Below are 12,227 nucleotides of genomic sequence, written 5' to 3' on the forward strand. Positions count from 1 at the left end.
CCCTGAATCAAGAGCGACCGGTGTAAGTGAGATCAGGGATTTCTACCAAGGATTTACCTTGTTGCAAAAGTAAAAGCGTACTTCGGAAGTCTTGTCGCAAAATAGTGCGCATTTGGACATTTGATACGTTGCCACAAGTTACCCAAACAACTTGAGGCGGAGGACCAAGTCTTTCTAATAATTGCACAAAGTCTTGGTCTTTGGTCATTACAATCGCTTTTTCCAATCGGGCTGCAGAGAAAATACTTTCGTCACTTGCATCTCGAAGCCCGAGTCGTTGGATAGAAAACGCTTCAACTGCAAAAGTGTCCCTGAGCCATGGTGCCAGGGCCGGAGAAAGTTGGGCATCAATCCAAAACTTCATTTGGTAATTACAGGAGCGTCCATTTTGTGAGCAGCGAACTGAAGGCATGCCAGAACATCTTCGGCTTCCAGATCCGGCATTTCTTCAAGAATCTCTTTAATAGAAAGCCCACTCGCGAGCAATCCGAGGACATCCGTGACGCGAATCCGCATGTCCCGAATACATGGACGTCCGCCACACTTGCTTGGATTAAAAGTAATTCGGCTTAATCGAAGTTCCTGTTCAATGATGACTTTGAGACTTGCATCGCCGATTTTTGCTACAAGTTTTTCTGCAATTTCGAGATCGGACTTTGCTGCGGAGAAATTCCCGAGTTCGCTTTTCGCTTTCCCTCGCTTGTAGTAGGCACGGGCAAAATCTGGTTTTAGATGGATGGCTGTATTATAGTCAGCTATAGCCCCTATATAGTCCCCTGACTTGCTCTTCTCGTTCCCCCGCGTGAAGTAAGTTTCAGCAGATAGTGATTTGTGGTTAGTTTTCATTTGGATGCTCCTTTCATTTCAGTATACACTATCCAAACCTTCAAATGCAAGAGTTTTTGATATTATCCTCGTAAGCCTCCACCTATATTAGCACTACAGAGAAAAATGGGCTATTGTGGGCACCACGCCATCACGGTTCCGAAACTGGCAAACGCGCTGTTTTCGCCGCTTGTCAGGATACGCGATCCTTGGACGACGACCCGGGCATCGCGACTTGTGATTTTGTAACTGACAGGGGCATCTTTGGCAATTAACGGTTCGCCGTTTTCGTCCTTGAGTTTATCGAGTCGATAATGTACAGAACGATGGGCTGGCACGTCAAACTCACAGGAGACGTTCTCCAGCGTAATATCCTCGTAAAGTACCTCTAAAAGACAACGGGTGTCTATATCGGCGGTGTTGGAGATACAGATAGATTCATGCGAAAAATAGCCACCGCCGTGCTGTTCCCATGCCTGCTCTGCTGGTGTGAGTGCTGCCATGTAACCATCAGGAATAACCCAAACATAAGCCCCATCACCCTCTGACCTATAGGCTTTGAGGGCATCCGCTATCGCCTCGGGATTGTCAGCCACTTGGTCCAGTGAGATTACAAGAAATCGGGAGTGTGTTTCTATTCCCTTTACTGATATAGTATGTTTTAACTCGCCTCTCACGTTCAGGCATACTGTGTTATCTCCGAACATCGTGAGGGAACTTATGCCTTGCGATGCGAGCCAATCACCAAGGGAGTCATTCAGGAGTGTTGTTACGGTTTCACGCGAGATGTCTTGTAGTTTATATTCATCAACCGTTGTAAGTAATGTTCCGAAATTCATAATTTCCTCTGCTAAACCATCCATCGTTCACTAATACCGAGCAGTGCCATCAGTGCCTGCAAAAGTACGCTCTCAGCGTCGGTTCCAGTGAATTGGCGATGTGTATCAATATAGGTGCCGTAATCGGCAGCCCACTCCCGAAAATAGGTCTGGTATTCCCAACCCTCCGCGGAGCGTTGAAAAACTGACCGATCCGGATAGGGGAGTTTCTGTATTAAGAGTTGCTGGAGTTGTTCGGATGTCGGTATCCATACGTCTTCGGTAACTTCTGTTTCGGGACAGAGTGCTTGAATTTCCGGATGCCGACATCTCTCTAAGTATTCTTGCGGATATTTCTGTTTCTCGGATTGATCCATAGGTTTCGATTGACGACTTAATATCTCGTCTTTCAAGCCGCCTGTAAGGTTCATTTTTTCGTCCTTCGTGTTGATTTCAAAGCGTATTATACGGTGTGAATTCTTAATTGTCAACATTTGATTGCTGACAACTGAATGCCTCTGCGGGACCAATAAAAAATTTGATATTTTAGGTTAAATATGTTATCATATATATTGTAGTAACGACTTTTTTCAAGAGCATCTAAACCAACAGAATTGCCTCCAAAATTAACTTAAAGTTAACATGAAAAAATAGGAACAAATTGGATTTCATGAACAATTCAAAAAAGAATCAATCTTATCAAGTGCCGTTATCCCTTGTATCCATTAGGTTTATAGCACTTCGGGGTGGAACTCGGTAAAAAAAATATTGCCCAATTGTTCATGAAAATTCCGAAAATCCAAAATTATGGATACCCACGAACCTACATAACCAGTGGCATAAAAGCCCCTCAAATTCGCAAAAGAAGATCATGAACAATTTCGTGAACAATCGTGAACATTTTCGGATAAAGCGGCATCGTGGCATAGACAAATTATCGAACAAACACACTGGCTGCGTAAGTTTAGAATCTAAATCTCCGCAGAGGGAAAAAATGAACATATAGTGCATGTTCATGATTGTTCATGGAATTTTATGGAATGTTCACGAAATGTTCATAAAATCCCCAGATTTTACGCCTAAAAATCAAGGATACCGGGCAGTCGAAAAAAGTTAACATTTAGGTAATTATCACTATGGGTGTTTCACCTGATGCCGTTTCTGGCAATTGAAAACTGAGTACTGAAAACTAACAACTAATCATGCCAGATATCAACATCAAAACGACTCACAAACCTATCCAAGAATACTATACCGAACTCGAAAAATATGTGCAACTCGGTGCGGAAAATGAAGGCACCGTCCGCACCGCATTCCAAAACTTGCTCCAGCATTACTGCCACCGCTCCAACCTTACACTCCTCTGTGAAAAGACGCTTTCTTTCCCACCTGATAAGGGGGACCAGGGGGGTTACAGACGCATCCGACCCGACGGTGAAGTTGTTGATGCGTTCGGTTTACCACACGGCTACTGGGAAGCCAAAGATACCCAAGACAACCTGTACGTTGAAGCGGACAAGAAGTTCGCTGCAGGCTACCCCTCGAAAAATATCGTCATCCAGTCTCCGACCCACGCACTCCTCTATCAACACGGACAACTGCAGCTCGATCTTGACATCACTGAACCAAGAAACCTCGTCCATGTCTTGCAGACCTTCTTCACCTATCAGGAGGAGAATATCTCCGCATGGCATACAGCAGTCTCTGACTTCAAAGACACGGTGCCGGAACTCGGTGACAAATTGGCGGCACTCATCGAAATAGAACGCCAAAACAACCCACATTTTCAGGAAGCGTTCACCCGTTTTCATCAACAGTGTCAAGCCTCGATTAATCCGAACTTGTCCGTTGCTGCCATAGAGGAGATGCTCATCCAGCATCTGTTGACAGAACGCATTTTCCGCACGGTCTTTGATAACCCCGACTTTACCCGCCGAAATATTATCGCCCGTGAAATTGAGAATGTTATTGACGTGCTTACCGAGCGGACACTCAACCGCTCTGAATTTCTCCGTCCATTAGAGCCGTTCTATGCTGCGATCGAACAGACTGCCGGTACGATTACCGACTTCTCGCAGAAACAGGGGTTCCTCAACACTGTCTACGAGCAGTTTTTTCAAGGCTTCTCCGTCAAAGTCGCTGATACGCACGGCATTGTCTACACACCGCAACCGATCGTCGATTTCATGGTGAAAAGCGTTGCGCATATCTTACAGACCGAGTTTGATCGTTCACTTTCGGATAGTGGCGTACATATCATCGACCCATTCGTCGGCACTGGTAACTTCATCGTCCGCATTATGCAGGAGCTTGATCCCATTTCACTGGAACAAAAATACACCGCCGACCCGCCGGAACTCCAGTGTAACGAGGTGATGCTCCTACCCTACTACATTGCCAGTATGAACATCGAGCAAGAGTTCTACACCGCAACGCACCGCTATCTACCCTACGAAGGTATCTGTCTCGTGGATACGTTTGAGATGATAGAGACCCAACAGATGCAGCTCCTCACGCCTGCGAACACGGCACGCGTCGAAAAGCAGAAAGAGACCGATATGTTCGTCGTCATCGGCAACCCACCTTACAATGCATGGCAGGTTAATGAGAACGACAACAACAAAAACCGGAAGTATAAGACAATGGACCAGCGGATTGCCGACACCTACGCAAAAGATTCTAAAGCAACGCTCAAAAACGCACTCTACGATCCGTATGTCAAGGCGATTCGGTGGGCATCTGATAGAATAGGTGAGGATGGCGTTGTGGCTTTTGTGACAAATAATGGTTTTCTCGACGGTGTAGCGTTCGATGGAATGCGGAAACGTCTTGCAGAAGAATTTGACACTATCTACATTTTGGATCTGGGGGGTAATGTTCGTAAGAATCCGAAACTGTCAGGGACGACACACAATGTGTTTGGAATTCAGGTTGGAGTGAGTATCAATTTTTTCATCAAAAAGGCTGACAACACAAATTCGCAAACGCAAATTTTCTACGCTTGTGTCGATGAATTCTGGCGCAAGGAAGATAAGTATGACCACCTTAATTCAAAACAACATTACCAGAATATTGAATGGGAGCAAATAACACCTGACAAACGAGATACATGGCTCACCGAAGGTCTCCATGCTGAATTTGAAGCCTTTATTCCGATGGGAACTAAGCAAGAAAAAGCGGTCAAAGGCGTGGCAGCGGATGTTATTTTCAAAACCTATAGTCGCGGTGTTACCACAAGCCGTGATGCATGGGCGTACAATTTTGCTCAAAACACACTCGCTGAAAACATGGACAGGATGATTGAAACCTACAATGAGGAAGTGTCCAAGTGGGAACGACGAAAAAATCGAGACGCAGAAGTTGATGATTTTATAATTTCTGATGACAGAAAAATTAAGTGGACCGACAGACTAAAACAGGAATTAAAAAATGGAAAAATGACTGATTTTTCCCATGAAAAGATCAGAATATCTTTCTATCGCCCGTTCACAAAATCAAACCTTTACTTTGATAGGTTGATGAATCAGAGGGTTTATGTATTTCCTTCTATCTTTCCTATACCGAAAACTGAAGAGGAGAATCGAATAATTTGTGTCAACGGAATTGGAAGTAGTAAATCTTTTCAGACTTTAATGGCGAAATTGATTCCTTCCCTTGATATACTCGAAAAAACCCAATGTTTCCCCTTTTACATCTACGACGAGGACGGCACAAACCGACGCGAAAACATCACCGATTGGGCATTAGCACAGTTCCGCAGGCATTACGAAGACGACACTATCACCAAATGGGACATCTTCCACTACAACTATGGACTCCTGCATCATCCTGAATATCGCGAGAAATACGAAGCCAACCTCAAACGCGACCTGCCACATATCCCTTATGCCAAAGACTTCTGGGGATTTGCGAAAGCAGGCGCGCACCTCGCGGATAGCCATGTCACCTACGAATCCCAACCCGAATACGATAAACTCAAGTTCGTCCAAACGCCAGATGTGCCGCTCGATTGGCGTGTCGAGAAGATGAAACTCTCCAAAGACAAAACCGCGCTCATCTACAACGACTTCCTGACGTTATCGGGCATCCCTCCAAAGGTTTTTGATTATCGGCTTGGCACCCGTTCCGCGTTGGAATGGGTGATAGATCAATATCGCATCAAAACAGACAAACGCAGCGGCATCGTCAACGACCCGAACCGCACAGACGACCCGCAGTACATCGTGAAGTTGGTTGGGAAGGTGATTACAGTGAGCTTGGAGACCGTGGATATTGTTGAAAACTTACCTGAATTAAGTTTCTGAAAATTTCGGTGAGAGCTGTTCCGCCTTCTGTCCTGTCATGAAGATTGTCTGCCTCTTCACTGGAGAGGTTTTCCAACCTCGCCTAATTTCCAAGACGCAGGTTGTATCACAGATAAGCTCCTTAGCCCCGTAGGGGCGGCATATTTATAGAAAAAGATTCTAATCATCCCTTCAGCCCCGTAGGGGCGGCATATTTATAACTTTGATTTTCCTTGATTCTTCCTGTCAAATATGCTATGATTTTGTTAAACGTGAGTTTGATAATTAAAAAGTCTGGATATAGTTTCCGTAGGTTAGGTTGAGCGGTAAAGCCACAGACTCACTTTCGCTATACACAGCGTTCCGTTCTTCAATCAACCATGGCGGTAGATAGGTGTATCGAAACCCAACATCCCAAACCGTGTCGGTCTCATAGGTTTCCGTTGGGTTTCACTCGGTTTTTTGGTGATTTCAGGTTTCTCTGTTCCCTTGAAACTATGTGCTGTGTGCGATTTTTTAGTAGGTCTCCGTTCAACCCAACCTACGGGACGCTTCCATTTTTATTTTAAATCCACATTTGTTAAGGTTAATTGCCGTGTGTTTGCCACGTAATGCTGTGTAACAAGATCCTTGAATTGTTAGGCACGAGGTGTTAATTCAATGAATTTAAAAAAATCTCAAGATAGAATTGGAAAATTAATGTTAAGGTTTATAGATGAAATTAGGGTTGCGACAGCAATGGGTAAAAGGGATATCAATTGTGTATCTGAAAATGTATTAATTCAATTATTTTCCGAAATCTATGAACATACAGATTTAAAAAATTTAAATGTGTCCGAGGGGTCTAATTTTCCCGCAATAGATTTAGGCGATAAAAAAACGAGAACAGCTTACCAAATTACATCAACGCCTAGTTCTGAAAAGGTCAAACGGACTTTAGAAAAATTTGTTGCTCGTGAACTATATAAAGAATACGACCGTCTTGTCATCTACATCTTGACAGAAAAACAAAGCAGATATCAATCAAAAAAAATTGATGAAATCATAAATGGCAAATTCACTTTTGACAAGAAAAATGACATACTTGATTATAGCGACTTACTGAAAGAAATTTCAGGGTTTTCTCTGGAAAAGACGCGCAGAGTAGAGCATATACTTGAGCAACATTTCGGTGAAGGGCAGACGGGTGACGAACCGCAGGATATATTGGATTGGTTAGAACAGGTTAATAATTTATGGGGCTGGGAATCGGGAGCGATAAAAATTAATCGAGAGGAATTACGCAACGGGTTATTGAACTTTGCCTCCCGAGGGAACGGGGTCGTTATCGGAAGTCCCGGCGTAGGAAAAACCTTCTTACTGAAAGAACTCCACCAATATTTAAAATCCAACGAAATACCACATCTTCTACTACCTATTGACCGACTCGGGAATGGCACTCCCGAAGATTTGGAGAATGGATTATCATACAAAGGTAATCTGATTGAGAGGTTGAAATCCGTTCCTGTTTCAGACAAGAAAGCAATTTTACTGTTTGATGCCTTTGATGCTGCTCGGGATGAACAAACACGCAAATGCTTTTTAAGCTTGATTCAACAGGCAATTCATAAACTCAGCGAGTCATGGAATATAATCGTTACAGTAAGAACCTATGATGCAACGAAATCTCAAGAACTTTTAGATTTGTTCGGTAATCTTGATGAGGCAGATCTAACTCAATATCAGAGCGAAGACATTCCATGTCGCCATTTCACAATTCCACCGTTCAATAAGAACGAGATATTACAAGCGTTAAGTCAAATTGGATGCCCGAAATCTGTTTACGACGATGGTTCTGACGACTTTAAGAAGATCCTTGCAAAGCCGTTTAATCTTTGGTTATTGGAAAAGATTCTAAGCACTTTACCGGACAAGGATATTCGCAGAACTTTTAGTAAGGTTCGTTCTGAAGTCCAATTACTTGATTTATTTTGGTCCCGACGAATAGAGGCTGCAGACAATGAAAATGACCGTTTATCTGTTCTTGAAGAAATCGCACTCGAGATGGTTGAACAGTGCTCCTTGAGCATTAGGCAGATCAATGTTCGTAAGACTCTAATCCAGACAGCATGGAATGATCTCCTGAGTGATGAAATCTTAACTAAGGTATCTTCGACGGGAAAACGGGTTGCCTTTTCTCACAACATTCTCTTTGATTACGCAATTAGCGTCCTACTCATTGATGATGAGCCTCAGCACCTTGAAAATTTTATCCTTGAAGATCCATCGCGCCCTCTCTTTCTCCGACCAAGTCTTACCTACTTTTTCACCCGCCTCTGGTACTATAAGGACTCCGCAAGTTTCTGGCGTGCCTTCTGGCATATTTTGCAAAGAGATCAATCTGTACCTTTGCGTCTCGTCGCACACTTGGTTCCCACAAGTGTCATCGCAAATGAAGCACATGATATTGACCAACTGACACCACCGTTAGAAAAATTACAAAGCACGAACGAGACCGCAAACAAGGCAATAATGTGGCTTTTGCAGTCGCTCCGGACGCTCCAAATTGAGAGTGACACACTTTGGATCGATTTTTTCGACCAAATTTCACTACATCTGCACAGTGACTTTGCTTGGGATTTAGCAACTCTTACTTCGGATATTCTCGAGCGTGCAAGGGATGAAAATGTCAAAGATACTTGTGGACGGATTGGTCGGCGACTACTTGAATGGGTATGGCAGGAAAAAGAAACAAACGAAAGCGATTGGTATGATCGATTTGGTAGTTATGGTGCGGTACCACTTGTTGCCAAAACATATCACACAAATATTGAAGAATCCCGTGCACTCCTTGAAAAAGTTCTTGAGCTGCTACCGAGGGACAATTTCCCAATAGACTTTCCATCAAGACTGACCGAGCATGTTGACAAAATTTGGGCTCATGATCCTGAGTTTGTTGCCTCGGTCTATAGAGCAGTATTTACCCACTATGAGATCAGCGATGAGGAGATACATCGGGGTGGATTCATTTTACCATTTAGAAGTTTTCGCAGGCAAGATTATAGGATGTGCCAATATCGGTTGGTAAAGCATCTCCCCAATTTCCTTTGCGCAGCACCATCAACCACGGTGGAAGCAGTAATTCGTAGTCTGAATAACTTCATTATCCACACACGTATAGACAAACCACTTGAGGGTCTCATAGAGACGTTTAATTTTCGAGGAGAACTTGCTAGCTTTGTGCAGGACGGTAGTCATATATGGGATCGACAGAAAGCTCCACCTGAACCAATTAAACTTGCGAATGCCTTGTTTGACTACATAGTAGAATTGGCAAAGTTAGAAGATCCGCTTTTTGATTCAATTCTTGATATTTTTCGTGATGAGGTGCAGATTGCGTTTTTCTGGAAACGGCTTTTGAAGATAGCATCACAGTTTCCCAAGGTTTTCGCGCCACGCCTTTTTGAGTTGTGCATCGCTAAACCGATACAGTTGCATTTTGAAGTTTCTTATGAATTGGGTCTGTTTTTGAAAGCTGCTGCATCTGAGTTCACACAGGACAAACTTCTTCAGATCGAAGAAAGTATCTTAGCGATTCCTGAAGAAACAGAAGATAATCAAGAATCTCTTAAACTGCGGAGAAATCGTCTTCTTGCACAAATTCCCGCAGATTTGCTACTTACAGATAAGGCAAAGGAAATTCGAGAAGACATGGAACGTGAAAATAGCGTTCCAGTGAATCGACCTCCAGTGAGTGTTAGTGTCACATCTCAACCTTTTACCGAGGAAATGTGGTTTCAAGAACAAGGAGTTGACACGACTACACCTGAAAATCAAGAATTACGACGCTTTTTTGAATCTCTTGATAAATTCAGTTCTGATTGGCGAAATGATGCCCCAACTCAGGAAGCCACTCGATTAATTTTACCGCGGTTACAAGAAGCACACGCCATCCTAAAAAGTAATACGAGAGCCGATCAAAAGGTAATTGATTCGCTATGGCGTAAACTAACCGATTGTATCGCAATTCTTGGTCGAGTTGCTAAGAATCTTGAAAGTGAATCGTTTACTTTTTGCCGACAAGTGCTTTTAGCTGGAGCAGAACATGAACAGCCCAAACCAAACCCCATATACGATGAGCAATTTGATTATCCAGGTTATTCCCCATATCCACGACATGATGCTGCCCGTGGGTTACTCCGGCTAGCGTCTCACCAACCTGATAGAGAAATATTAGACGCTATTGAGGTACTTGCGAGGGATCCTGTACCATCTGTTTGCATGGAGATAGCAATGGAGTTGCCCATGATTTACGTCAAAGCGCCAGAAAGATTCTGGCACATTATGGACAAAATGGCAACTCATGAAGAGAATTGTGTTGTTCAAGAATGCCTCTACGGCACGTTGGATTGGATCGTCACAGGAGAAAATGAAGACAAGATAACTCACATCATAGCGAAGTTACTTGAGCACACACCATCCCCTCCAAGCCCAAGAGTGTTAGGCACATCGGATCCATTTATTGATTTGTTGATGTGGTTGGCAATTGACCGTGAAAATTCGTGGGCATTAGAAGTAATCGAAGACACATTTTTCAAAGACCCAATTCGGTTCACTAATATCCTAACCCGTCTTGTGTCTCAAGTCGTGGAGGATTACGTTGTACCGAATCACCTTAAAACGCCTGACGGACGCAAGAGAATAAAACGGGCCACTAAATGTGTAAGTAAAGCTATTACTACAGCTACTGATGGGATTGCAAAATTGTGCGTCACGCCCAAGGAGCAAAGGACTGAGGAAGTAGGAAAACAGTTACAGAACCTCTACGAGGTAATTGATGAGGTTATCACGAGGCTTTACTTTGGGGTTGCCCACAAAAGAGACCAGTCTGAAGAACCTGTCAAGGAAATCTCCCGCAAGTTGCGCTGCGACTACTACAATGAAGTCAAGCCGTTGATGAAACAGGTTATTGCCTTTGCACAAGATCCAAAAAGTGGTGCGATGTTTGCACCGACAGCGCACTATTTCATGCAACTTTTAAAGAGTTTCCTCGGCTGCAATCCAAAAGAGGTTTTGCATTTAGCAACGGGGGTCGTAAAATCAAGTGAACCGTTCGGTTATAATCTCGATTCCATTGCGGTTCATGATGTAGTTGAATTCGTTGAAATTGTGCTTGCTGATTACCGGCATGAAGTGCGCGATGGCGAGGCTTTGGAAGACCTCCTACAGCTGTTAGATCTTTTTGCCAAAATAGGTTGGTCGGATGCCCTTAAACTCGTTTGGCGACTTGATGAGGTTTTCCGTTAAGTTTATACAACTTGTTTGCCAGACCATGGGACCATGGGTGTCAATTTAGGGATTTTTTGATGGTGTTTGGCTCACTCTAAATATAAACATGCCGCCCTTACAGGGCTTAGACTTAGGCTAAAATGCTGCTATAAACATATCGTCCTTACAGGACTAAAGACAGATTTTTAGAGTATACAAGGTTTCTGCCTAAAATCTGGCATAGTTTCAAACAGTGCCCGCCGTATCTCGGGGTCAAGATGGTCCTTTTTTACAATTGACACTTATGGTTTGCCAGACCATGTTACGTGAACATCTATAGAGATAGGTTTCAATTGGGGATTAATCAAATGACTACAGTAATTATCATCATAGGTTCAGTCGCTGCAATAGTCGGTGTTGGTGTTGCCACTTGGTCTATCGTCAGCACAAGAAAAAAGTACTATGATGAATATATGAAGAGGAAACGCGGTGCAGAAGATTAAAAGTTTCAGCGAAAAAGGAAAATCCTAACTTACATGAAAATAACTGAAATTCAGAATGCGCTGGCAGCGTTAGAGTTAGATGCGTGGCTCCTATACGATTTTCGAGGGATAAACCCTATCGCACAGAACGTCGCAGGCTTGGCGGGCGCACATATCACGCGCCGATGGTTCTGCCTTATTCCTAAACAGGGTGAGCCGCGATGGTTGGTGCATCGAATTGAGACATCGAATTTTACCAATGTGCCGGGGCAAGTCGCGCTCTACGCTGGCTGGGAAGAACTTAACGAGGCTATACGTACCTTGCTCGCCGGTATCAAAACAGTCGCGATGGAGTATTCACCAAACGCTGAGATCCCTTATATTTCGCGGGTAGATGCTGGCACGCTGGAATGGATTCGTTCGTTCGGGATTGAAGTACAAACGTCTGCGGAACTCGCACAGCGGGTAGAGGCACGGCTGAGCGAGGCACAAGCCGCAGGGCATCAGACCTCCGCACACTTGGTATTGCAAGCGAAAGATTACGCCTTCACGTGGATCGGTTCGCAGCTGCG

Annotated in this window: 8 protein-coding genes and 1 pseudogene; 4 read left to right on the plus strand and 5 right to left on the minus strand. The window is 43.8% G+C overall.

Features of this window, described 5'->3' with window-relative positions; genetic code table 11:
- Positions 1–7: 7 nt before the first annotated feature.
- The 5 genes and pseudogenes from OXH00_01270 to OXH00_01290 all read right to left on the minus strand — a co-directional run bounded on the left by OXH00_01270 (position 8) and on the right by OXH00_01290 (position 2,074).
- Positions 8–364, minus strand: a complete 357-nt coding sequence (locus OXH00_01270; protein MCY3739629.1) for a DUF5615 family PIN-like protein — start codon at positions 362–364, stop codon at positions 8–10.
- On the minus strand, positions 361–591 hold the full coding sequence (locus OXH00_01275; protein MCY3739630.1) for a DUF433 domain-containing protein: 231 nt from the start codon (positions 589–591) through the stop codon (positions 361–363). Before OXH00_01275 ends, OXH00_01270 begins: the two co-directional genes overlap by 4 nt.
- A gap of 93 nt (positions 592–684) precedes the next feature.
- Positions 685–846: pseudogene (locus OXH00_01280) on the minus strand (tetratricopeptide repeat protein).
- 110 nt (positions 847–956) lie between these two features.
- A complete protein-coding gene (locus OXH00_01285; protein ID MCY3739631.1) occupies positions 957–1,664 on the minus strand; it encodes a sensory rhodopsin transducer in 708 nt (235 codons plus the stop codon).
- A gap of 11 nt (positions 1,665–1,675) precedes the next feature.
- Positions 1,676–2,074, minus strand: a complete 399-nt coding sequence (locus tag OXH00_01290; GenBank protein ID MCY3739632.1) for a hypothetical protein — start codon at positions 2,072–2,074, stop codon at positions 1,676–1,678.
- 771 nt (positions 2,075–2,845) lie between these two features.
- Between OXH00_01290 and OXH00_01295 the strand changes: the two genes are divergently transcribed.
- From OXH00_01295 to OXH00_01310, 4 genes are all read left to right on the plus strand, one after another.
- On the plus strand, positions 2,846–5,947 hold the full coding sequence (locus tag OXH00_01295; GenBank protein MCY3739633.1) for an N-6 DNA methylase: 3,102 nt from the start codon (positions 2,846–2,848) through the stop codon (positions 5,945–5,947).
- A gap of 639 nt (positions 5,948–6,586) precedes the next feature.
- Positions 6,587–11,212: an SMEK domain-containing protein gene (locus tag OXH00_01300; GenBank protein MCY3739634.1), complete on the plus strand. Its 4,626-nt coding sequence runs from the start codon at positions 6,587–6,589 to the stop codon at positions 11,210–11,212.
- A 329-nt stretch (positions 11,213–11,541) separates the two neighbouring features.
- Positions 11,542–11,676 (plus strand): hypothetical protein, encoded by a 135-nt coding sequence (locus OXH00_01305; protein MCY3739635.1) that lies wholly within the window; start codon positions 11,542–11,544, stop codon positions 11,674–11,676.
- A gap of 33 nt (positions 11,677–11,709) precedes the next feature.
- Positions 11,710–12,227, plus strand: a 518-nt coding sequence (locus OXH00_01310; GenBank protein ID MCY3739636.1) for an aminopeptidase P family protein, incomplete at its 3' end; no start/stop codon positions are given.

It is taken from the genome of Candidatus Poribacteria bacterium, assembly GCA_026706025.1.
GTDB lineage: Bacteria > Poribacteria > WGA-4E > WGA-4E > WGA-3G > WGA-3G.

Excerpts from the sequence above, each read along its gene's own strand:
- OXH00_01295 (MCY3739633.1), top strand. The coding sequence starts at position 2,846 with ATGCCAGATATCAACATCAAAACGACTCACAAACCTATCCAAGAATAC.
- OXH00_01305 (MCY3739635.1), top strand. The coding sequence starts at position 11,542 with ATGACTACAGTAATTATCATCATAGGTTCAGTCGCTGCAATAGTCGGT.
- OXH00_01300 (MCY3739634.1), top strand. The coding sequence starts at position 6,587 with ATGAATTTAAAAAAATCTCAAGATAGAATTGGAAAATTAATGTTAAGG.
- OXH00_01270 (MCY3739629.1), bottom strand. The coding sequence starts at position 364 with ATGAAGTTTTGGATTGATGCCCAACTTTCTCCGGCCCTGGCACCATGG.
- OXH00_01290 (MCY3739632.1), bottom strand. The coding sequence starts at position 2,074 with ATGAACCTTACAGGCGGCTTGAAAGACGAGATATTAAGTCGTCAATCG.
- OXH00_01285 (MCY3739631.1), bottom strand. The coding sequence starts at position 1,664 with ATGAATTTCGGAACATTACTTACAACGGTTGATGAATATAAACTACAA.